A 22,075-nucleotide genomic window follows, 5' to 3' on the forward strand; every position below is an offset into this window, starting at 1 on the left:
GTTAAAACTTTGAGCGTTATTAACTTTAAATAAAGAAATTCTTTATTATTTTTACCCAATAATTTCAATAAACTATGAGTTCTAACTTTGATAAATTTCAAAAACGCAGATTAATTTCCTCTTATTTTTCAGTAGTGCTAAGTGTATTCTTGGTTTTATTTCTATTGGGTGTGTTGGGTCTTTTTATTATAAATTCTAAAAAATTAGCGGACGATTTCAAAGAAAATATTGCCATGACCGTTTTTTTCAAGAACGAAGCTAACGACAGTATTTTGAAGGCTTTTGGAACTGAATTAAAATCGAGCCGTTTTGCAAAATCATACGATTATGTAACTAAAGAAGCTGCCGCAAAACAACATACGGATATTATTGGAGAAGATTTTATGGAATTTCTTGGTGAAAATCCACTTCAAAACTCTTACGATATTCACCTAAAAGCCGATTATGTAATCAAGGACAGTATTGCAAAAATAGAAACCCGCTTGCGCAAAAACGTTATGGTTTCGGATATTGTGTATGACAAGCAATTAGTGAATCTAGTAAATGACAACATCAAGAAAGTAAGTATGTGGATTCTAGTAATCAGCGGATTCTTAGCCATGATTGCCGTATTACTGATTAATAGTTCGTTGCGTTTATCAATACACTCCAACCGATTTATCATTAAAACCATGCAAATGGTAGGTGCAACCAAGGCTTTTATCAGAAAGCCATTTGTAGTTAGAAGTATAAAACTGGGAATGATTGGTGCAGGACTTGCCATTATTGCATTAATTGGTGTTTTGATTTACGTGGAAACAAACTTTCCAAATCTTGGCATACTTGACGATAAAGCTTTAATTGGATTGGTATTATTAGCCGTTTTAGGAATTGGAATATTGATTACTTGGTTAAGCACTTATTTTGCAACACAACGTTTCTTGAATTTAAGAACGGACGACCTTTATTAATTTAAATAATGAGGATAAGATTGCTTCGTTCCTCGCAATGACTTTATGAAAAACAACGAACAGAAATCAGAATTTCTTTTTGACAAAATAAATTATAAAATTTTATTAATTGGGATTGGAGTAATTGCCTTAGGATTTATTCTAATGGCTGGCGGAGGAAGTGATGACCCAAATGTTTTCAATGAAGATATCTTTAATTTCAGAAGAATTCGATTGGCACCAACTACCGTTTTAATCGGGTTTGGAATTACTATTTATGCCATTCTTAAGAATCCCAAAAAAGCATAAATGAATACATTACAAGCATTTTTAATTGCTGTTATCGAAGGATTAACAGAATATCTTCCTGTTTCTTCAACAGCTCACATGGTTTTTCTAAGTTCTTATTTCGGAATTCAAGAGGATGATTTTGTGAAACTATTTCAAGTTTCTATTCAATTTGGAGCCATTCTGGCTGTTGTCGCTTTGTATTGGAAGAAATTTTTCGATTTCTCTTCAAAAAGTGTCGCAATCAACTTTTATATTAAACTTATTTGCGCCGTAATTCCGGCTTTGGTTTTAGGGAAATTATTCGATGACAAGATTGAAGCAGTTCTTGGAGATCCTATTCCTATTGCGATTGTATTAATTTTAGGCGGAATCATTTTATTATTTATTGACAGTCGTTTTCAAAGTCCAACGATTATTCAAGAAGAAGACATCACCATTAAAAAAGCAGTAACCATTGGTTTTTGGCAATGTTTAGCGATGATGCCGGGAACAAGCCGTTCTGCCGCTTCCATAATTGGCGGTATGCAACAAGGATTAACGCGTCACGCTGCAGCAGAATTCTCTTTCTTTTTAGCGGTCCCAACGATGATGGCAGTAACGTGTTACTCTGTATTTTTGAAAACCTACGAAACGTCACAAATGAAAGGTTACGAATTGATTTTAAAATCAAATGAAAACATACAATTATTCTTAATAGGAAATGTTGTTGCTTTTATCGTTGCCATTATCGCTATTAAATTTTTCATTGAAATAATCAAAAAATACGGTTTCAAACCTTGGGGATGGTACCGAATAATAGTAGGCGTGTTTTTATTGATCTACTTTTCATTCTTAAAATAATTCCCATTGAAAACAGCCGAAGATTATCAAAACGGACAAATTTTACTCATTGACAAACCCTTGAATTGGACTTCTTTTCAAGCGGTGAATAAAATGAAATGGGCTTTAATCAGCAAAATTAATCTTCCAAAAAAATTTAAGATTGGTCACGCCGGAACTTTAGATCCTTTGGCAACTGGATTACTGTTAGTTTGTACCGGAAAATTTACCAAAAGAATTACTGAACTTCAAGGTCAAGCCAAAGAATATACCGGAACTTTCTATATTGGAGCCACAACGCCTTCGTATGATTTAGAGACAGAAATAGATCAAACTTTCCCGACGGAACATATTGACGAAGCTTTAATTCAGGAAACAGTCAAGCAGTTTTTAGGGGAAATAGACCAGAAACCACCCATTTTTTCGGCCATAAAAAAAGATGGTGTTCGCTTATACGAACATGCACGTGCTGGAGAAACAATCGAAATTGCGAGTAGAAAAACAACCATTTACGAATTTGAAATTACTCGAATCGCACTTCCAGAAATAGATTTCAGAGTCGTTTGCAGCAAAGGAACTTACATTCGTTCCCTGGCTTTTGATTTTGGGAAAGCGATGAATTCCGGTTCCCATTTAACCGTTTTACGCAGAACAAAAATTGGAGATTATGATGTGACTGATGCAATGGACGTTACTTTATTCGAGGATAGCCTAGAATCAAATAATTAGTATTATGGGTCATTTAAGAACCTTATCCGTTTTCTTATTTTTTACTTTTTCTGTTTTTTCTCAAAATAAAAAATTCACTTATACACAATTTGACGTAGCTTTTTCTATCAAAGGAAATCCGGATCGAGGCGAAACTGATCTAAATGGAAACACTGACAATTTATGGTTTCTACCCGATGGATTGAGCAGTAAAATAGGATATGGAATACATCATAACAAATGGGTTGGTTTAGGAATTCACTCTGGTATAGACTGGAAGTGGACCGACAAACTGGTTGTCGTTCCTGTTTTTGCAAATTTAAAGTTAAGTCCCAAAATTGGTGACGATACTAGAATTACGCTACAACTCGGTTTAGGAAAAGCAATTGCTTTGGGTCGAGGTGATTTGATGGGGGATTATAAAAAAATCAGTTTGGGTTTACAAACGGCTGATGATCTTATTTTATTTGTTGAAGTAAGTCATTATGAGATTCCCATTAATAATCAAAGAGATAGTTACAACATCAATTTAGGACTTTCCTTAGTCTCTTTTTGAAGGAAAACATTTTAGGCTGTTGAAAAACTAGCCTTTTAATACTTCCTACACCCTCATTTGTAATCAAAAAGCAAAAACACATGACAAATCCAAAATTGAATTTGCGATGTGTTTTTTTTAAAGTTAAAGTAGTTTTAATCCATACTCTATTTGCTTACTAGGCTTGCGCCGATGGTTTAATAATTAGTTGCTTTTTTACCTCCAAATAGTAAATGTGACAAATAATCATAAAACTTTTCAAATCGTTTTTTCATCATGCTGTTTTTTAAATTGTGAAACAATATTTAAACACCGATAAAAAAAGTAAATCAAATAATAGACCTGGTTGGCAGTCACCAATTTACAATTTTTTTTCGATTTACAAAAAAAAATAACGAAAAAAAAGTCTAATTATTTTACATCAATAAACATAGAATTTCAGGTGCTTTTTACATTAAAAATTTTACATTAAAACAATAATTTCTTGTTCTATATTAAAGCTTTTTTGACAATTATGAGGCAACAGAAGTTATGAGTATCATTGATTTTGAAAATTTTATTGTTCCAAATCAAGCATCAAGTTAATCAATTCATTTTGGGTGCTTATTCCTTTGTCATGTAAATACCACAATTGCAAGTTGTTTTTTGCTGTTTCGTCAATACTTCCAAACTCTTTTTTATAATCCGTAATCAAATCGGTTGCGCCTTTGGGTCTTGGTCCCCATTTTCCAAGAACACTTCCTGTTTCTTTATCTACGACTATCACTATTGGAATTGATTTGTTTTTATTAGTCAAAAACAACTTCATCAGTTCGTCATTTTCATCACGCAGAACAATTTTCAATTCTATACTACCAGAATCAACTGCCATTCTGTTCATAATTGGCAAGAGTTGAGCTGCATCGCCACACCAACCTTCGGAAATCACTAACCAAATGTATTCACGCTTCAAGTTCTTTAATTTCAGACTATTCCCCTCGGTAATTATCATCGTTTTATCCAAACGATTCATTCTGGTTTCATTTAACTCACTGTAATGTTTTAAATCTTCCGATTGTTCATTACCGGTTGACTTTCCTTCCAGTAATAAATCTGAAACTAGCTTTCTATACTCTGAATAGGAATGACTATTAAACAATGCTTTAGCTACTGGAGTTTTCATAATGAATTATTTGTTTTCACAAAGTTACCATAAAATTGGAGCATAAATATGATATATGTCACTTTCAATTCCACAAAAAGAGTAATTTTATCCCAAATAAAAAAGATGGATTTAAAAACAAAATCGATAGGGTTGGTACTTTCCGGCGGAGGTTCTAAAGGTATAGCTCATGCTGGTGTTGTTAAATTTTTAGAAGAAAAAAACATCCGTCCGTCTCAAATAGCAGGGACAAGCGCAGGTTCAATTGTTGGTGCAATGTATGCGTGGGGAAAAACGCCCGAAGAAATTTTGGAATTTTTCAAATCGATATACCTTTTTCACTGGAAGCATTTAACGTTCAAAAAAGCCGGTTTAATTGATTCTGAATCCTTCAAATCTTATTTTCACACTATTTTTAAAGATGCCACTCTAGGTGATTTAAAAATCCCGATTCAAATTACAGCAACCGATATGGTTCGCGGAAAATTAAAAATATTTGATCAGGAAACAAAAATCATCGATGCTATTTTAGCTTCCTCAGCATTTCCCGGAATCTTGTCTCCGTATGAAATTAAAGGAAAAATATACAGTGACGGCGGGATATTGAATCATTTCCCCACTGATATCTTACAAGGACAATGTGATACATTAATAGGTGTTTATGTGAGCCCGATTCAAAAAATAGAAGCCAAAGATTTAAGTTCTATTAAAGCGGTGACCACTCGGGCATTTGATATTCTTTCGGCAAATTCTAACCTGCATAAATTCAATATTTGTGACTGGGTTATTGAACCAAAGGATTTGTGTTTGTACAGCACCTTTGAAACCAACAAAGTGAAGATGGATGCTGTTTTCAACATTGGCTATGAAGCCGCAAAAAAATCGTACGAAAAACTTAATTTATAAAATTTCAGCAACATTATTTTAAAAAAAAAGAATATTCTATATTTGCACCAATCAACTCAACACACACATGAAATACAAAAGAATTCTTCTAAAACTAAGTGGAGAAGCTTTAATGGGCGACTTGCAATACGGAATTGACCCAAAAAGATTAGCTGAATATGCTGATGAGATCAAGCAAATTCATGAAAAAGGAGTAGAAATAGCCATTGTAATAGGTGGTGGAAATATTTTTAGAGGAGTTGCCGGAGCAAGCGCAGGAATGGACAGAGTGCAAGGCGATTATATGGGAATGCTGGCTACAATTATCAACGGAATGGCTTTACAAGGCGCGCTGGAAGATAAAGGAATGCTTACCCGTTTACAAACTGCCTTGAAAATTGAAGCGATTGCTGAGCCATATATTAAGAGAAGAGCGGTACGACACCTTGAAAAAGGAAGAATTGTAATTTTTGGTGCTGGAACCGGAAACCCATATTTCACAACTGATACAGCTGCCGTTTTACGTGGTGTGGAAATCAATGCCGATGTAATCCTAAAAGGAACCCGTGTTGATGGTATCTATGATTGTGATCCGGAGAAAAATGCTTCTGCCGTGAAATTTGACCATATCTCTTTTGAAGACGTCCTTAAAAAAGGATTGAATGTAATGGACACCACTGCATTTACATTAAGCCAAGAAAATAAATTACCTATCGTAGTTTTCGACATGAACAAAGTAGGAAACTTATTGAAAATCTGCGATGGAGAAAATATAGGAACCGTAGTAAATATATAATAGACTACTTAGATTGTTAGATTTTTAGACTAGATCATTAATAAGTCTAAAAATCCAAGAATCTAAAAATCTAAAAATCTAAATTATGACTGAAGAAATTGAATTTATATTAGATAGCACCAAAGAATCTATGACAGGTTCTATTGCGCATTTAGAAAAAGAATTTTTGAATATTCGTGCAGGGAAAGCATCTCCGGCCATGTTGGGAAGCGTTTTTGTAGATTATTACGGATCTGCGACACCCCTTTCTCAAGTGTCAAAAATTAGTGTACCTGATGCCAGAACAATTACGTTGCAACCTTTTGAAAAAAATATGCTGCACGTAATTGAAAAAGCAATTATGGTTGCCAACATTGGTTTTAATCCAATGAATAACGGTGATGTAATTATCATAAGTGTTCCAGCATTGACTGAGGAAAGAAGACGTGATCTTGCCAAACAAGCCAAAGTAGAAGCCGAAGATGCAAAAGTGGGTATTCGAAATGCTCGAAAAGATGCCAATACTGATATTAAAAAATTAGAAAAAGAAGGAACATCAGAAGACATTTGCAAAAGTGCCGAAGAAGAAGTTCAAAACCTAACGAATACTTTCATCAGGAAAATAGATGAACTTTTAGTGGTGAAAGAAGCTGAAATTATGAAGGTGTAAATCCCTTTCAAACTATATTAAAAATCCGTTCGCTTAGGGGAACGGATTTTTTTATTGTTATTTTTGCGATACCAAAATGAGATTATACCCGTTTTGCAGTAAACCCTATTTATGAAGCAATTGTGTTTGTTATTCTTTTTTTTAACGCTTTCGCTACAGGCGCAATTTCAGGTCAATGGAATTGTGAAAGAATCCACAACCAACAAATCCTTGCCGTTTGCCACGATTACCACAAATAATGGTCTAAATTCCATCTCTGATGTCGATGGGAAGTTTAGTATTGTAACTGTAATTCCCTTTACAGCTTTTGATATTTCGTATATTGGTTTCACCAAAGCTAGGATTGCCATCGAAAAAAATAAAAATTATTATGTTGTCGTTCTTTCCCAAAAAACGGATAATTTGAATGAAGTGAGGATTTCAAGCGAAAACCCGGCTTTGGCAATTATCAAGAAGACAATCGAAAATAAAGACAACAATAATCCCCAAAAAAAGCTCCGTAGTTTTGAGTTTAAATCCTATAACAAACTTATTGTAACCGCAAATCCTGACTCTATTGACGGAAGAATTGATTCTGTTTTTGTCCAAAAATCTATTGGAAAACAATTCTCAAAAATTGACTCCTCCGATTATAAATTTAAAGAAGTCATCAGTAAACAGCATCTTTTTCAAACCGAAAAAGTGTCACAATATCAATTTGCGAATGCCAGATTAAAAGAAACGATATTAGGTACCAAAATGGCCGGTTTCAAGCAACCAGTTTATGAAGTCATTGCTTTTAATTTGCAGTCATTCTCTATTTACGACTCCAGTTATGAGCTTTTTGAAACCAAATACAACAGCCCCATTGCAAATGATGCGCTAAAAGATTACAATTACAAACTCCTGGATTCACTTATCATTGACGGTCGAAATACGTACATGATTTACTTTAAAAACAAGAAAAAAAGAAAAGCATCAGGACTGGAAGGCGTGCTTTATATTGACCAAAATAATTTTGCTGTCGCCAAAGCGGTAATGCGCATAAAAGGCGTTCTTGACATTAGCGGGATTCATGATTTTAAGTACATCCCCAATGAAAAATTATGGTTTCCAACGGACAAAACTTTTAAAATTGTAAAAGGCAAAAATGATGACGATATAAAAATCCTTGGCGGAACCATTCAATTTGATGGCGATGTAGAACGAGATTTTAAAGAAAGAAAAAAAGTCGCCTCAGATTTCACTTATTTGCTTTCGCACACGAATAATTTTGAAATTCAGTATAACATTCCGATACAAATTAAAAAATCGGCTATTTATATCGAAATCAAAGACGATGCGATTAACAAACCGGAACGTTTTTGGAACACCTACAGAAAAGACAGTTTAGACAGCCGAAGCCAAAAAACGTATTTGGCATTGGACAGCATTTCAGTTAAAAAACGAATTGAAAGTCGCATCCGCTTTGGACGGAAAATCATCAACGGATATTTACCCATCGGAAAATTCGACTTAGACTTACGCAAATTGTTCAGCTATAATAATTACGAAGGATTTAGATTGGGAATTGGCGGAATCACCAATGAACAATTTTCAAAAAAATTCAGAATCGAAGGTTACACCGCTTATGGAACAAAGGATGGGAATTTCAAATATAATTTAGGAATGGCGGCTCGGGTTGGCAAATTTTCGAATTCCTGGATTGGAGTTTCCTATACTGATGACATTCGAGAAATTGCAAGTACTGTATTTACAATTGATAAAAGAGCATTCAAAATCTATAATCCAAGACCAATAAACATCAGTACATTTTACAATTATGTGAGTTGGAAAACATTTATAGAAACAAAAATTATCCCCAAAACAGAAAGCTTATGGGAACTTTCCCGTGCTGCAATAGAACCTAAATTCAATTATATATACAACCTAAACGAGAAATTATATACGAGTTACATCATGACAACTGCTATGGTTTCTTTGCGTTGGAATCCGTTTAGCGATTACATGCAAACGCCTACGGGACGAATTGAAGTAGAAAAACGTTTCCCGAAATTCACTTTTCAATACACACAATCCTTACCTAATGTTTTGCAAAATGATTTTGAATTCAGCAAAATAGATTTCAAAACAGAGTATGAAAAAATATATTTAAACGGTCAAAAAACAAGTTTACTTTTCGAAGCCGGTTATGCTCTTGGTGATGTACCGCTGACACATTTGTACAATACCTCTCCTAATAATATCACCAAGGAAACTATCTTGCAGCGGATGACTTTTGCAGGAAAAAACAGTTTTGAAACCATGTTTTTCAATGAATTTTTCTCCAGTGAATACGCCTATTTTCAATTCAAACATGGCTTTAGCCGCGTAACACTGTTCAAAAAAGTAAAACCTTCCTTAGTTCTCGTTTCAAGAATGGCTTGGGGGAATTTACAAAAACCGGAACAACACATCGGGTTGGATTATAAAACCCTCAACAAAGGTTATTTCGAATCTGGAATAGAACTCAACCAAATTTACAATGGCTTGGGATTAGGCGGATTTTACCGCTATGGCCCGAATCAGCTGAGCAAATTTCAAGATAATATAGCTGTCAAAATAAGTTTCGTTCTTGATCTGGGACTTTAATGACTCGAAACGAATTTTAGTCCAATAATAGAACTGATTAAAGTGGTAATGAAGAAAATTCGCCAGAAATCAGCCGGTTCTTTAAACACAAAAATTCCAACCAAAACCGTTCCTACCGCACCAATTCCTGTCCAAACCGCATAAGCTGTTCCGATGGGCAAAGTTTGTGTGGCTTTGTAAAGCAATACCATGCTTATTGCCAAGCAAATCAAGAATCCGCCCAACCATAATGTTGCTGTCATTCCGGAACTTTCTTTGGCTTTGCCCAAACAAGTTGCAAAACCTACTTCAAAAATCCCACCTATAATTAATAAAATCCAGTTCATGTTATTGTTTTAAAATTAATACCGAAGGAACGCCACTCAACCAATCACTTCTAGAGTCCACTAATTCTTTCCAACTTTCAAGACTAATTAACATTAAATCCTGTTGGTCTAAAAATTCTTTTTTAATTATTTTATCCGTTATCAAACCAATATTCTTCGGATATTTTTGTTCCAAAGAATCAATAGCGCTCTTGATTACAAAATTAGTATTGACATGCCCATTGACATCCAAAATAACAATTTTAGAATTGTTGTTGTAAATTAATTTTTGGATATAATCAATCACAAATGAATCTTCGGGGCTAAAAATTGGAATAAAAACATGATTTACGTGCTGTAAATCTTTATCGATCAAAATCCCTATTGGCATCTTGGTTTTAGAAATAATCTGTCTGGTTCTTTCGTCAAAAGGGGAGTTTTCGAACAATCCTTCTTTCCCGATAAACTTATCGATTAAACGGTCTGGGTTTATTATTCTTGTTGTAAAACCGATTACTTTTCCAAGAATAGTCCCTTCAAATATTGATTTTCCCAAACCTACCAACAACAAATCATAATCCCCTTGATTGGCAACATCAGCGATTTCGGTTTCAATATCCATGGTTGCTTTAAAAATAGTGGTAATGTCCTGATTTAACAGTTGGGATTCTTCAACAATAGGATAAAAACTACTTTTCTCTTTGTCATCCATATTAAAAGTATGCATCTCATCACTTAAGGACAAATGCATCACCGTAATACTGGCAGAATCTTTTTGTTTTTTTATCAAGCTATTCGCCAATCGCAACAAGGATTTGCCTTTTTCATTGTTACCAAATGAAATTAAAATGCGGTATTTATTATGGTGTGTTTGTTCAACAATTTCAACACCATCTTTAGTTTTAAAGATATAATTGATTAAATCCAAGGCTGGTCCAGTCATAAAAGTGGTCACTAATGCCATGATTACCATCATCGTAAATACCTCGGGAGTCAAAACTTTAAGTTCTAACCCAATGTTTAAAACAATTAACTCCATTAACCCTCTGGTATTCATCAACGCTCCAATGGTCAAACTGTCTCGCCAACTCTGACCTACAAATTTCGCTGCCAAAGCACTTCCTAAAAATTTTCCCACTACGGCTACCAAAATAATAAAACCGGTCACTTTCCATAAATATGGATCATTGATAAGGCCAATTTCGGTTTTCAAACCCGTGAATACAAAAAACAACGGCAGTAAAAGTATCAAAGCAACATCCTCTACTTTTTCAATGAATATGGTTCTGAATTTTGGAACATCCGGCATAATAGCTCCCGCCATAAACGCTCCAAATAATGCATGAATCCCAATCACTTCGGTAGCATAGGACGAAAGAATCAATACCAGAAAAAAGATAGCCACGACCGGTTTGATTATAGTGTCTTTCGAACCATACAAATCCCCTATTCTTTTCAAAAATGGTTTTACAATAAAAATCATGGCAACAACATAAAGTACTGCCAACATAATAATGTATAATGAACTGACGAAAGTTCCCGCTTTTACAATTGCAATTACCACAGCCAGAATACACCAAGCGGTAATATCATCGGCAGCAGCACACGTAATGACAATTGCCCCTAATTTCGTTTTGTGAATTCCCCTTTCCTGAACGATTCTTGCCAGAACCGGAAAAGCGGTAATGCTCAGGGCTATCCCCATAAACAAACTGAAAGCTAAAAATTTCACACCTTCGGGAGCAAATCGATTGTAAACAAAATAAGCCAGCCCAATTCCGAGTGCAAAAGGAATTACAATACTGGCGTGACTAATCACCACCGCTTCATTGGCTTTGTTTTTCAGCACTTTCAAATCGAGTTCCATCCCTATCACGAACATAAAAAGTATCAATCCTATCTGGCTTAAAAATTTTAAATTCCCTAAGGATTCAGCAGGAAACAAAGCACTTGAAAATTCCGGAAAATACAATCCCAATAAGGACGGTCCAAGGACAATACCCGCAATAATCTCCCCTATTACTGATGGTTGTCCAATTTTCTTGAAAATCCAACCAAAAACGCGAGCCACAAGGATTATCGTGATGATTTGTGCCAAAAGGATGGCTAAAGGATCCTGAAAATTATGTTGCATGGAAGCTATAAAATCATTCCAAGAACCGTTTCCGCTTTCAGGTGTTACGATAACCTCACTAACTTCTAATTTTTTTCCTTTATTTATAATCCAATACATTAAGGCAATGAAACCGCCTGTTACACTTAAATAAAACAATGTATTTTTATAATTCTTCATATCAATTTTTATGTATTCGCACTCAACTATAAAAAAACAAAGATGAGAAATTCAAATGTATAATTTATATCCCACAAAATTATTTTATTGTAAAATAAAAAACGGGGATAATTAGTCATAAAATTTTAGTTAAAATAAATGATTTATAGCGGTTTTAACTACCTTTGCCACCGTTAAATATGACTTATGATGAAGTGGTTTAGTTTAGGATTTTGGGAATTAATAGCCCGAATTGTCCTTAGAAATAGAATTTTGATGTTATCCATTATTGTAGCGATAACAGCTCTTTTAGCAATGCAATGGAAGAATATCCACTTCACTTTTACCGAAGCCAATTTATTACCGGATGACAATATTGTAAATATACAGTACAATGCCTTTTTGAATAAATTTGGTGAAGAAGGAAATCTTGTCATTATCGGCGTAAAAGACAACGCCATTTTTACCCCAAAAGCTTATGCTTCCTGGAGTAAACTGATAAACACTCTTAAAGAAGACAAAGCGGTAGATTTAGTAATTTCATTAAATAACTTAAAAAAATTACAAAAAAATGATTCGCTGGAAACCTTCGAATTGGTTCCTTTTGTTGACCAAAGCAAAACCGTTGACAAAGCCTATCTTCAAAAAATAAAAAAGGAACTTTTCAATGATTTGCCTTTTTATGAAGGATTGCTTTTCAACAAAAGATCAGGTAGCATTCGCTCTGCCGTTTACATGGATAAAAAAATTGTAAACACGGCGGCTCGAAAAGATTTTATCCTAGAAAAACTCGTTCCTGCAGTCGAAACATTCGAAAAAGAAACCGGAGTCGACCTGCGCGTTTCGGGAATGCCTTATATCCGAACGCTGAATGCAAAAACGATTGTTGACGAAATAAGCATCTTCATTGGAGCCTCATTATTAGTCACCTCATTGCTTTTTTTCTTCTTTTTCAGAAGTTTTAGAGCCACCTTAATATCAATGATTATTGTTATTATTGGTGTAATGTGGTCTTTTGGGTTTTTAGGATTACTGAATTACGAAATCACGGTTTTAACGGCTTTAGTTCCTTCTTTAATCATCGTAATCGGGATTCCGAATTGTATTTTCCTGACCAATAAATACCATCAGGAATACAAAGTCCATCGTAATAAAGCCAAAGCATTACAGCGTGTCACCACCAAAGTGGGAATGGCAACACTAATGACCAATCTTACCACAGCCATTGGTTTTGCTACATTTGTCGCTTCAAACAATCAATTATTATTGGAATTTGGGGTGGTAACTTCTATTAATATCATGGCGCTTTTCTTTTTGTGTATCATTGTAATCCCTATTTTTCACAGTTACATTCCACCACCAAAAGACCGTCATATCGAGCATTTAGACCGTAATTATGTCAAGGTTTTTATGGATTGGATTCTGAGAAACGTAAAGTACAATCGCTTCTCTATTTACGTCGTTGCCATTCTTCTTTTGGTGATTAGTATCGTAGGTATTTACAAAATGCGTATTTCGGGCAGTTTAATCGAAGACATGCCTAAAAAAGAAGCCTTTTTTGAAGACATTGTTTTCTTCGAAAAAGAGTTTGATGGTGTTATGCCGCTGGAAATCATGATTGATACCAAACGTAAAAAAGGAGTCATGAGATTGTCTACGCTGAGGCGGATGGAAGAACTCGAGCAAACTATTGACGAAATTCCGGAACTGTCAAAACCCATTTCTATTGTCAATTTGGTTAAATACTCCAAGCAAGCGTATTACAACGGAAACCCTGAATATTACGAATTGCCTACGTCACAGGAACAATCGTTTATTTTGTCGTATGCTAAAAATGCCACGAAAAATTCCAAAGACAATCTGATGAAAAGCTACGTGGATTCGACAGGACAATTTGCCCGAATCACAACTTTTATGCGCGATGAAAACGGTGATAATATTGCCAAAATTGAAGCCGAAATTCGCAAAAAAGCCGATAAACTTTTCCCGCCAAGTCAGTATAACGTTAGCATTACCGGAAAAGCATTGGTTTTCCAAAAAGGAACCGGTTACCTGCTGGACAATTTGCTTTCGTCTTTGGTTTTTGCCTTTTTCCTGACCTCACTTTTGGTGGCGTTTATGTTCCGTTCGTTCAAAATGGTACTGGTTTCCATTATCCCGAATTTATTGCCTTTGTTGTTAACAGCAGGAATTATGGGCTATTTGGATATTCCGTTGAAACCATCGACGATTTTGGTTTTTGGAATCGCGTTTGGACTTTCGGTTGATGATACGATTCGATTTTTGGCACAATACCGCGAGGAATTAAAGAAAAACAACTGGAAAATCCGCAAGTCGGTTTACGCCACATTTACAGATGCCGGTTTGAGCATGTTTTATACTTCTATCGTGCTATTCTTCGGGTTTTCGGTGTTTATGTTGTCCAGTTTTGGAGGAACAATCGCTCTTGGCGGATTGATTTCGTTGACATTATTATTCGGAATGCTGTCGAATTTGATGTTATTGCCAGCTTTGGTATTGACGTTGAATAAAACATTGGCCAACGAACAGGAATTCATCGAACCAAAAATTGACATCATCGAACACACCGATGAAGAGATTGACAATTTCGAAAAAAATAAATAGTCGTTGCGAGAAACGAAGCAATCTGGAGCTGTTTACTTCGTCAGTTCGCTACGCTCGTGTCCCGCTATTCGTTACAATCTTTTTCAATCCTGTCAGGGTTTTGAACCCTGACAGGATTTGGAATTGTGGAAACTACAAGTGATTTCACTAATCCATTTTATCTGAAAGGTTACAAAACGGCACAGGAAATTTATCCGAATATTTCTGTAAGATTTCAAATAACTCCATTCTTTTAGCCTCGATAGCAGCGGCATCCTTTTACTTTTTTCTTTAAAAAGTAAAAGATATAGCGAATAGCGGGAAATAGCTCCAGATTACCCTATTTCTCACCATGACAATTACAAACAAATCATTTATATTTGCAGTTCAGTCACAAGACAATTTTTAATATCAATTATACACATAAAATGAGACATACAAAAGTTAAAGACTTGCTAAACAGTACTACGACGCTTCATGAAGTAAATGCAAAAGGATGGGTGAGAACTTTTAGAAACAATCAATTTATTGCCTTAAACGATGGTTCGACCATTGATAATATACAATGTGTTGTCGATTTTGAGAACACGCCAGACGAAACGTTGAAGCGAATTACGACTGGAGCAGCAATATCTGTGACAGGAACTTTGGTGGAAAGTAAAGGTGCCGGACAGAAATTTGAAATTCAGGTGGCTAAACTGGAAATCCTTGGAGATTCAGATGCGGAAAAATTCCCGATACAACCTAAAAACAAACCAAGCTTGGATTTCTTGCGTGAAAATGCGCATTTAAGAGTTCGTACCAATATGTTTGGAGCCATAATGAGAGTGCGTTCGGTATTGTCGTATGCGGTTCACAGTTATTTTCAAGAGAAAGGTTTTGTGTATGTGAATACGCCAATCATCACGGGTTCGGATGCGGAAGGTGCCGGTGAAATGTTTAAAGTTACCGCTTTGCCATTTGACGGAACGCCAAGAACCGAAGACGGAAAAGTGAATTATAAAGAAGATTTCTTCGGAAAAGAAACGAATCTTACGGTTTCGGGACAACTGGAAGGAGAAACTTTTGCGATGGCTTTAGGTCAGATTTATACTTTTGGACCAACCTTTAGAGCTGAAAACTCGAATACTTCGCGTCACCTTGCGGAATTTTGGATGATTGAGCCGGAAGTGGCGTTCAATGATTTGAATGATAATATGGATTTGGCCGAAGATTTTATTCAATACGTAATCAAATATACCATGGACAAATGTCCGGAGGATTTGAAATTCCTTGAAGGACGTTTATTGGATGAAGAGAAATCAAAACCGGTTGCAGAGAGAAGCGAAATGGCTTTACTTGACAAATTAAACTTTGTTTTGGAAAACAATTTCAAACGTGTTTCCTACACCGAAGCAATTGATATTTTAAGAGATTGTACGCCAAATAAAAAGAAAAAATTCAACTATATCATCAACGAATGGGGTGCTGATTTACAGTCAGAACACGAGCGTTATCTGGTGGAAAAACACTTTAAATGTCCGGTAATCTTGTTTGACTACCCGGCAAATATCAAAGCATTTTACATGCGTTTGAACGAAGACGGAAAAACAGTTCGTGCGATGGATATCCTTTTCCCTGGAATTGGAGAAATCGTGGGAGGTTCTCAAAGAGAAGAACGTTTTGATGTTTTGGTTGAAAAAATGAAAGCCTTAGGAATTGATGAAGAAGAATTATGGTGGTATCTTGATACCCGAAGATTTGGTTCAGCGGTTCACTCTGGTTTTGGACTTGGATTCGAAAGATTGGTATTATTTGTAACAGGAATGACAAACATTCGTGACGTAATTCCTTTCCCTAGAACGCCAATGAATGCGGAATTTTAATAAAAAGTTGATTTGTGGATTTGGTTATTTGTGGATTCGATTCCAAATAACCAAATAAACGAATACCCAAATAAACTAACATGCTAAAGCAATTCTTAAATTTAAAATTATCACAGAAATTATCTCCTCAACAAATCCAGTTGATGAAGTTAATTCAATTGCCTACGCAAGCTTTCGAACAACGTTTACTGGAAGAAATGAACGAGAATCCAGCTTTGGAAGCCGGAAAAGAAGAAGATGAGTATGAAAAGGACGAGTTCGAAAACGAAGATTATGACGATTATGATGATTCAGAATCGGATAGAATTGAAGCCGAAGACATCAATATTGACGAATATTTAAGCAACGACGAAACTCCGGATTATAAAACACAGGCCAACAATTACAGCGACGACGATGAAGATCGCGAAACGCCTTTTGCCGCACCGGTGAGTTTTCATCAAGATTTAATCAATCAGTTGAATACGTTCATCTTGAATGATGAAGAGCGTGAAATTGCTGAATTTCTAGTAGGAAGTATCGACGACATGGGTTATATCCGCAGAAGCGTTCCTGATATGGTGGACGATATGGCGTTTACCCAAGGGATTTACACCGATGAAAAAATGGTAGAAAAAATGCTGCAGGTGATTCATGAACTGGAACCATCCGGTGTAGGTGCGCGTGATTTGCAGGAATGTTTGTTGTTGCAGTTGAAACACAAAACACCAACGGAATACGTGGAATTAGCCACTGATATTATCGAAAATCAGTTTGATGCGTTTACCAAAAAACATTACGATAAATTAATTCAAAAATACAATGTTTCGAATGAGCAACTTAAAAAAGCCATTCACGAAATAGAGAAACTGAATCCAAAACCAGGCGGTTCCTTTACCGGAAACAACAAAGTAACGGAAAATGTAGTTCCTGATTTTGCTATCAGAATTGTGGACGGCGAACTGGAACTGACCCTAAACGGACGAAATGCTCCTTCCCTGCACGTTTCCAAAGATTATCAGGAAATGATGCAAACCTACAAGGATTCCCGTGATAAATCGGCTCAGCAAAAAGATGCGGTGCAATTTATCAAGCAAAAACTGGATTCGGCTAAATGGTTTATTGATGCGATTCGCCAACGCCAGGAAACGCTTTTTGTAACCATGAATGCGATTATGCATTATCAGGGCGACTATTTCCTGGATGGTGATGAAACCAAGTTGAAACCGATGATCCTGAAAGACATTGCCGATATGGTGGGTCTTGATATTTCGACGATTTCGCGTGTGGCGAACAGCAAATATGTAGAAACGCCTTATGGTACGAAACTGATTAAAGAATTCTTCTCGGAAGCAATGAAAAATGACCAAGGTGAAGATGTTTCTACACTGGAAATCAAGAAAATTCTTCAGAATACAATTGAGGAAGAAGACAAGAAAAAACCACTTCCTGACGATCAACTAGCAGAAATCCTAAAAGAAAAAGGCTATCCAATCGCGAGAAGAACAATTGCAAAATACAGAGAGCAACTCGATATTCCAGTAGCGAGAATGAGAAAGAAGATGTAAACTGAAATTTAAAAATACTAAAAAGGGGAAATTTGTTTAAAACAAGCTTCCCCTTTTTTTACGTAGCAAATTTACTGATTTACAAGATGTTAAATATCACTAAAAGTGGGTATTGTGCAGTGAGTTGAAAAGATTGACATTGCAGATTGGAAGTTTTAAAAAATACACATTATTTAAAAAAATATAAATTCATAAATTTAACGGAATTAACCAAAAACTAAAAAATATGCCATCAACAGTAACCAAATATAAAATATTTTTAGCTTCACCAAGTGATTTAAAAGATGATAGATCATCCATTGATGAAGTAATCAAAGAACTAAATATCTCTTACGGAAGACAAAATGATATATTTCTTGAACTTCTAAAATGGGAAACTCATTCTGCCCCTGGAATTTCTACGATTCATCCTCAAAACATTATAAATTCTGATTTAGGAACTGATTATGATTTATTCATAGGAATAATATGGGGAAAATTTGGAACTCCAACAGATACTGCTGAATCTGGAACTGAAGAAGAATTCTTAAATGCTTATAACCGATTTCAACAAAATCCAAATTCTTTACAAATTTTATTTTATTTCAAAAACGCTCCTATTTCAATGAATGAAATAAAGCCCGATCAAGTAAAAAAAATTCAAGAATTCAAATCCGAAATTGGTAATCACAAAAAGACTTTGTATTTTGAATATAATGACACATCAGAATTAAATCAATTCCTAAGAATTCATATTCCAATTAGAATAAATGATTTAAAAAATAGTCAACCAAATTTAAAGGAAACAATTGAAACAAAACCAATTTTTACAGAAGTAATAGAAGAAGAATATGGTTTAATTGATTTTCAAATAATGATGCAAGAATATGTTCTTGAATCTAATCAATCATTAAATAGAATTTCAGAAGCTACAACATGGATTGGCGAACAATTTAACAAAAAAACAACTGAAATAGGAACTATAGTAGCTAGTGGAAATCAAACTAATTTAAAGATTATCAAGGATTTTTTCATTAGAACTGCGAAAGTAATGGATAATTATGCAAATAGAATTGAACCAGAAATTCCTATTTTCTTTGACAATTTCGAAAAGACAATAGACTCAATGTCAAATCTTTATAATATTACCCGAAATGACTTAACAATATCTGATGAAGAAATTGAATCAACTAATAATTCTATAAATATTTTGTCTAGTGGAATTATAAGTGCTATCAACGGAATGACTTCATTTTTAAGTTCAATAGAAGGATTTCCGAGAATGTCGAAAGAGTTTAATAAAGCAAAAACAAACGTCGTAGAAAAACTAGAGGATTTATTAGCAAAATTGAAAACAAGCTATTCAATTGCAATTGAATTACAAAAAAGCATTCAATTAAGATAACCAGAACTAACGACAATAGTTTTTATAAAATCTAAAAACAACCAAAATTAAAATAAAAAATTGCTTTTATGTAACTTTTAAATTACCTTTGAAATGAATATACGAGAAGTAATAGCGTATAAAAATTACTTTGAAGATTTTCTTCTTGAACAACCAAAAAAAGTTCAGGATGAAATCTTTAAAATTATTGAAGCTATAGAAACTCTTGAAAGAGTTCCAGCCAATTATTTAAAATCAATGGAAGGAGCAAATGGACTTTATGAAGCTAGAATACAATTGGCTTCAAACATTTGGAGGGTTTTCTGTTTTTTTGACCATGGAAGACTTGTTATTTTGCTAAACGGCTTTCAAAAGAAAACGCAAAAAACGCCTAAAAATGAGATTGATAAAGCCCTGCATTTAATGAAACAATATTATCAAGAAAAATTAAATGAAAATGGAAACTAAAAGCTGGAAAGAAATTAAAGATAGTGTTTACGGAGAAAAAGGAACAGAGAGACGTGATGAACTAGAAAGAGACTTTGAAGGATTTAAAATTGGGCTACAATTAAAAAAAGCACGTTTAGAAAAAAACTTAACGCAAAATGAACTTGCAGAACTTGTTGATAAAAAAAGAGAATACATTTCAAAAATCGAAAATAACGGAAGTAACCTTACCCTAAAAACCTTGTATGATATTGTTGAAAAAGGTTTAGGTGGAAAAGTAAAAATTCAGATTGAATTATAGTCCTATCACAAGAAAATTAAAAACCCTTTCGGAGTTCTAAACTCTGAAAGGGCTTGTCTTTTTCATAACTTTATATTTCAATCCAGTTTCGGCTCCCTCTCCTTCGGAGAGGGTTGGGGAGAGGATTTCTATTTTTTCTCCTGATCTTTCCGCATCGCATGATAATATGCAGCACGGCTTAACGGTTCGTATTCTTCGGTTTCACCAAGCATAACAAGTTTGTCATTGTCAGTTTTACGGAAACTGTAATTCGCCAGATTTCCGGTGCGGGTACACACGGCGTGCACTTTGGTAACATATTCGGCAGTGGCCATTAGTGCGGGCATCGGGCCAAAAGGATTTCCCTTGAAATCCATATCGAGTCCGGCAACAATGACACGGATTCCCTGATTGGCCAAATCGTTACAAATTTTGACAATTTCGTCATCAAAAAATTGTGCTTCGTCAATTCCTACCACATCACAACCTTGCGCCAAAATAGCAATATTTGCGGCAGCGGGAACGGGCGTGGAACGAATTTCGTTAGCGTCATGCGAAACTACCATATCGTCATGATAGCGTGTATCTATTTCAGGTTTGAAAATTTCTACTTTTTGCTTGGCAAACTGCGCTCTTTTCAAACGACGGATCAATTCCTCGGTTTTACCCGAAAACATGGAGCCACAAATGACTTCGATCCAACCAAATTGTTCTTTATGATTTACTGTATTTTCGAGAAACATTTTGTATTTTTCTGACTTAAAAAATGAATAGTTTTTATTACTTTGTAATGGATAAAACCGACTTAAAAATTTTATACTTTTACGTCGTTTCAAAAGTATAACATTTTTATTCAATCGGAGATTCGCGAGCTCTTATTTAAAAAATAAAATCATGCGAGCAAAGGTTCCTTCTTCCTTATGCTAAATAAAAACCAGGAAGATATTTATTAAAAAGACCCGCCTAACACACTATAATTTCAAAGTTATGAAAAAAAAATTGGAAGCCGATTTAATCAGCATTGCACACAGAGTATTACAACTAAAAAATAAATCTGATATCAATCAATTATATCTGGAAACACAGAAATTATATGAAAAACTTTCTGTCTTACGATTTGTAGACGAACACTTTAGTGAGGTAAAACCAACTATTGGCGCTGCCGAAGTAGAGCAAAAAATTGAATCTATTTTTGACAAAACGGATTCGATTCAACCGGAAATCAAAGCTGTAGTTGAAGAAACTATTGCCCAAGAAATTGTTGAAACGCCTTTGGAAGAAACAATAGAAACTGCTGATGCATCTGAAACGAGTATTGTGAAAGAAGAATCTGTCGAAACTCCTTTGGAAGAAACAATTTCTAATGAAGAAATAACCGCGGAAGAAGAAAAAGAAGAAGAGCTTGTTGAAGAGCCTGTTATTGAGGAAGAAGTAGTTGCTGAGGAAAAAGAAACTTCAGAACCTGAAACAGCTGCATTCACACCGGCTTTTGAATTATCTCAAGAAGAGGAAGTAGAAACGGAACTGGAAGTGCCAAAGAAAATGGAACCAGTTCAAATTTCTTTCGAAGATTTATTGGGCGGAAATTACCATGATACCCAGTTTGTAAAAGTGCAACAGATTGAAAACATTCCTACTGCAGTAGTAATCGAAACTCCAAAAGAAATCGTTGCTGAGGAAGAAAAAACAGCACCTATCAAAGAAGAAGCTGAAGCGGTTGAACAAAAAACAGTTTCACTGAACGAAAAATTAGCCAAAGGAATCAATATTGATTTGAATGATCGTATTGCTTTTATAAAACACCTTTTTGGAAACAGCAGCGAAGATTACAACCGCGTTTTAAACCAATTAATCACGTTTGATACGTTCTACGAAACCAGAGATTTTATTCAGGAAATGGTAAAACCGGACTACAATAACTGGGAAGGAAAACAAGAGTATGAGGAACGTTTTATGGATGTCATAGAGAAAAAATTCTTGTAAATTTCCTTGAATTTTTCTGAATATACATTTGAACAAATACAGATTT

20 protein-coding genes are annotated in these 22,075 nt (G+C 34.9%); 16 read left to right on the forward strand and 4 right to left on the reverse strand.

Annotated elements, in window-relative coordinates:
* Positions 1 to 74 precede the first annotated feature (74 nt).
* Genes E0H99_RS00950 through E0H99_RS00970 form a run of 5 tightly spaced genes read left to right on the forward strand, consistent with a single transcriptional unit; the run spans position 75 to position 3,303 of the window.
* Entirely contained in the window at positions 75 to 950 is an 876-nt protein-coding gene (locus E0H99_RS00950; protein ID WP_131990384.1) for a cell division protein FtsX, read from the forward strand.
* Positions 951 to 995: 45 nt separating this feature from the next.
* Positions 996 to 1,238, forward strand: a complete 243-nt coding sequence (locus E0H99_RS00955; protein ID WP_131990385.1) for a DUF3098 domain-containing protein — start codon at positions 996 to 998, stop codon at positions 1,236 to 1,238.
* On the forward strand, positions 1,239 to 2,060 hold the full coding sequence (locus E0H99_RS00960; protein ID WP_131990386.1) for an undecaprenyl-diphosphate phosphatase: 822 nt from the start codon (positions 1,239 to 1,241) through the stop codon (positions 2,058 to 2,060).
* A gap of 6 nt (positions 2,061 to 2,066) precedes the next feature.
* Complete coding sequence (gene truB, locus E0H99_RS00965; RefSeq protein WP_131990387.1) at positions 2,067 to 2,768, forward strand: tRNA pseudouridine(55) synthase TruB; 702 nt, start codon at positions 2,067 to 2,069, stop codon at positions 2,766 to 2,768.
* Positions 2,769 to 2,772: 4 nt separating this feature from the next.
* On the forward strand, positions 2,773 to 3,303 hold the full coding sequence (locus tag E0H99_RS00970; RefSeq protein ID WP_131990388.1) for a hypothetical protein: 531 nt from the start codon (positions 2,773 to 2,775) through the stop codon (positions 3,301 to 3,303).
* A 535-nt stretch (positions 3,304 to 3,838) separates the two neighbouring features.
* Here E0H99_RS00970 and E0H99_RS00975 read toward each other — a convergent pair.
* A complete protein-coding gene (locus tag E0H99_RS00975) occupies positions 3,839 to 4,444 on the reverse strand; it encodes a thioredoxin family protein (RefSeq protein WP_131990389.1) in 606 nt (201 codons plus the stop codon).
* 105 nt (positions 4,445 to 4,549) lie between these two features.
* Here E0H99_RS00975 and E0H99_RS00980 point away from each other — a divergent pair, with 105 nt between their 5' ends.
* From E0H99_RS00980 to E0H99_RS00995, 4 genes are all read left to right on the forward strand, one after another.
* The gene (locus tag E0H99_RS00980) at positions 4,550 to 5,329 is read left to right on the forward strand and encodes a patatin-like phospholipase family protein (protein WP_131990390.1); all 780 of its coding nucleotides are present in this window, start codon (positions 4,550 to 4,552) and stop codon (positions 5,327 to 5,329) included.
* Positions 5,330 to 5,396: 67 nt separating this feature from the next.
* A complete protein-coding gene (gene pyrH / locus E0H99_RS00985) occupies positions 5,397 to 6,104 on the forward strand; it encodes a UMP kinase (RefSeq protein ID WP_131914855.1) in 708 nt (235 codons plus the stop codon).
* Positions 6,105 to 6,189: 85 nt separating this feature from the next.
* Positions 6,190 to 6,753, forward strand: coding sequence for a ribosome recycling factor (frr, locus tag E0H99_RS00990; protein ID WP_131990391.1), 564 nt, complete (start codon positions 6,190 to 6,192; stop codon positions 6,751 to 6,753).
* Positions 6,754 to 6,864: 111 nt separating this feature from the next.
* The gene (locus E0H99_RS00995) at positions 6,865 to 9,363 is read left to right on the forward strand and encodes a DUF5686 family protein (protein ID WP_131990392.1); all 2,499 of its coding nucleotides are present in this window, start codon (positions 6,865 to 6,867) and stop codon (positions 9,361 to 9,363) included.
* On the opposite strand, the gene E0H99_RS01000 is transcribed toward E0H99_RS00995, so the two are convergent.
* Together E0H99_RS01000 and E0H99_RS01005 are read right to left on the reverse strand one after the other, a co-directional pair.
* Positions 9,360 to 9,689 carry a DMT family transporter gene (locus tag E0H99_RS01000; protein ID WP_131914852.1) on the reverse strand — a complete coding sequence of 110 codons (330 nt, stop codon included), beginning with the start codon at positions 9,687 to 9,689 and terminating at the stop codon, positions 9,360 to 9,362. The genes E0H99_RS00995 and E0H99_RS01000 overlap by 4 nt on opposite strands.
* A gap of 1 nt (position 9,690) precedes the next feature.
* Positions 9,691 to 11,961 (reverse strand): cation:proton antiporter, encoded by a 2,271-nt coding sequence (locus tag E0H99_RS01005; RefSeq protein WP_131990393.1) that lies wholly within the window; start codon positions 11,959 to 11,961, stop codon positions 9,691 to 9,693.
* A 186-nt stretch (positions 11,962 to 12,147) separates the two neighbouring features.
* Here E0H99_RS01005 and E0H99_RS01010 point away from each other — a divergent pair, with 186 nt between their 5' ends.
* From E0H99_RS01010 to E0H99_RS01035, 6 genes are all read left to right on the forward strand, one after another.
* On the forward strand, positions 12,148 to 14,565 hold the full coding sequence (locus E0H99_RS01010) for an efflux RND transporter permease subunit (RefSeq protein WP_131990394.1): 2,418 nt from the start codon (positions 12,148 to 12,150) through the stop codon (positions 14,563 to 14,565).
* Positions 14,566 to 14,972: 407 nt separating this feature from the next.
* Entirely contained in the window at positions 14,973 to 16,409 is a 1,437-nt protein-coding gene (gene asnS, locus E0H99_RS01015; protein ID WP_131914848.1) for an asparagine--tRNA ligase, read from the forward strand.
* Between the two features lie 80 nt (positions 16,410 to 16,489).
* A complete protein-coding gene (rpoN, locus tag E0H99_RS01020; protein ID WP_131990395.1) occupies positions 16,490 to 17,956 on the forward strand; it encodes an RNA polymerase factor sigma-54 in 1,467 nt (488 codons plus the stop codon).
* A 226-nt stretch (positions 17,957 to 18,182) separates the two neighbouring features.
* Positions 18,183 to 19,340 carry a DUF4062 domain-containing protein gene (locus tag E0H99_RS01025; RefSeq protein ID WP_131990396.1) on the forward strand — a complete coding sequence of 386 codons (1,158 nt, stop codon included), beginning with the start codon at positions 18,183 to 18,185 and terminating at the stop codon, positions 19,338 to 19,340.
* Positions 19,341 to 19,433: 93 nt separating this feature from the next.
* Positions 19,434 to 19,787, forward strand: coding sequence for a type II toxin-antitoxin system RelE/ParE family toxin (locus E0H99_RS01030; RefSeq protein WP_131990397.1), 354 nt, complete (start codon positions 19,434 to 19,436; stop codon positions 19,785 to 19,787).
* Positions 19,777 to 20,067 carry a helix-turn-helix domain-containing protein gene (locus E0H99_RS01035; RefSeq protein ID WP_131991593.1) on the forward strand — a complete coding sequence of 97 codons (291 nt, stop codon included), beginning with the start codon at positions 19,777 to 19,779 and terminating at the stop codon, positions 20,065 to 20,067. Before E0H99_RS01030 ends, E0H99_RS01035 begins: the two co-directional genes overlap by 11 nt.
* Positions 20,068 to 20,195: 128 nt before the next feature.
* Here E0H99_RS01035 and E0H99_RS01040 read toward each other — a convergent pair whose 3' ends face one another.
* Positions 20,196 to 20,789: a thymidine kinase gene (locus tag E0H99_RS01040; RefSeq protein ID WP_131914846.1), complete on the reverse strand. Its 594-nt coding sequence runs from the start codon at positions 20,787 to 20,789 to the stop codon at positions 20,196 to 20,198.
* Positions 20,790 to 21,033: 244 nt separating this feature from the next.
* On the opposite strand from E0H99_RS01040, the gene E0H99_RS01045 reads away from it, so the two are divergent.
* Positions 21,034 to 22,029 (forward strand): hypothetical protein, encoded by a 996-nt coding sequence (locus tag E0H99_RS01045; protein ID WP_131990398.1) that lies wholly within the window; start codon positions 21,034 to 21,036, stop codon positions 22,027 to 22,029.
* Positions 22,030 to 22,075 lie beyond the last annotated feature (46 nt).

Origin of the sequence: Flavobacterium sp. GT3P67, assembly GCF_004349155.1 — a bacterium.
GTDB lineage: Bacteria > Bacteroidota > Bacteroidia > Flavobacteriales > Flavobacteriaceae > Flavobacterium > Flavobacterium ranwuense.

Coding starts and splice junctions, on each gene's coding strand:
- E0H99_RS00950 (WP_131990384.1), top strand. CDS start 75: ATGAGTTCTAACTTTGATAAATTTCAAAAACGCAGATTAATTTCCTCT.
- E0H99_RS00955 (WP_131990385.1), top strand. CDS start 996: ATGAAAAACAACGAACAGAAATCAGAATTTCTTTTTGACAAAATAAAT.
- E0H99_RS00960 (WP_131990386.1), top strand. CDS start 1,239: ATGAATACATTACAAGCATTTTTAATTGCTGTTATCGAAGGATTAACA.
- E0H99_RS00970 (WP_131990388.1), top strand. CDS start 2,773: ATGGGTCATTTAAGAACCTTATCCGTTTTCTTATTTTTTACTTTTTCT.
- E0H99_RS00975 (WP_131990389.1), bottom strand. CDS start 4,444: ATGAAAACTCCAGTAGCTAAAGCATTGTTTAATAGTCATTCCTATTCA.
- E0H99_RS00980 (WP_131990390.1), top strand. CDS start 4,550: ATGGATTTAAAAACAAAATCGATAGGGTTGGTACTTTCCGGCGGAGGT.
- pyrH (WP_131914855.1), top strand. CDS start 5,397: ATGAAATACAAAAGAATTCTTCTAAAACTAAGTGGAGAAGCTTTAATG.
- frr (WP_131990391.1), top strand. CDS start 6,190: ATGACTGAAGAAATTGAATTTATATTAGATAGCACCAAAGAATCTATG.
- E0H99_RS00995 (WP_131990392.1), top strand. CDS start 6,865: ATGAAGCAATTGTGTTTGTTATTCTTTTTTTTAACGCTTTCGCTACAG.
- E0H99_RS01000 (WP_131914852.1), bottom strand. CDS start 9,689: ATGAACTGGATTTTATTAATTATAGGTGGGATTTTTGAAGTAGGTTTT.
- E0H99_RS01005 (WP_131990393.1), bottom strand. CDS start 11,961: ATGAAGAATTATAAAAATACATTGTTTTATTTAAGTGTAACAGGCGGT.
- E0H99_RS01010 (WP_131990394.1), top strand. CDS start 12,148: ATGATGAAGTGGTTTAGTTTAGGATTTTGGGAATTAATAGCCCGAATT.
- asnS (WP_131914848.1), top strand. CDS start 14,973: ATGAGACATACAAAAGTTAAAGACTTGCTAAACAGTACTACGACGCTT.
- rpoN (WP_131990395.1), top strand. CDS start 16,490: ATGCTAAAGCAATTCTTAAATTTAAAATTATCACAGAAATTATCTCCT.
- E0H99_RS01025 (WP_131990396.1), top strand. CDS start 18,183: ATGCCATCAACAGTAACCAAATATAAAATATTTTTAGCTTCACCAAGT.
- E0H99_RS01030 (WP_131990397.1), top strand. CDS start 19,434: ATGAATATACGAGAAGTAATAGCGTATAAAAATTACTTTGAAGATTTT.
- E0H99_RS01035 (WP_131991593.1), top strand. CDS start 19,777: ATGGAAACTAAAAGCTGGAAAGAAATTAAAGATAGTGTTTACGGAGAA.
- E0H99_RS01040 (WP_131914846.1), bottom strand. CDS start 20,789: ATGTTTCTCGAAAATACAGTAAATCATAAAGAACAATTTGGTTGGATC.
- E0H99_RS01045 (WP_131990398.1), top strand. CDS start 21,034: ATGAAAAAAAAATTGGAAGCCGATTTAATCAGCATTGCACACAGAGTA.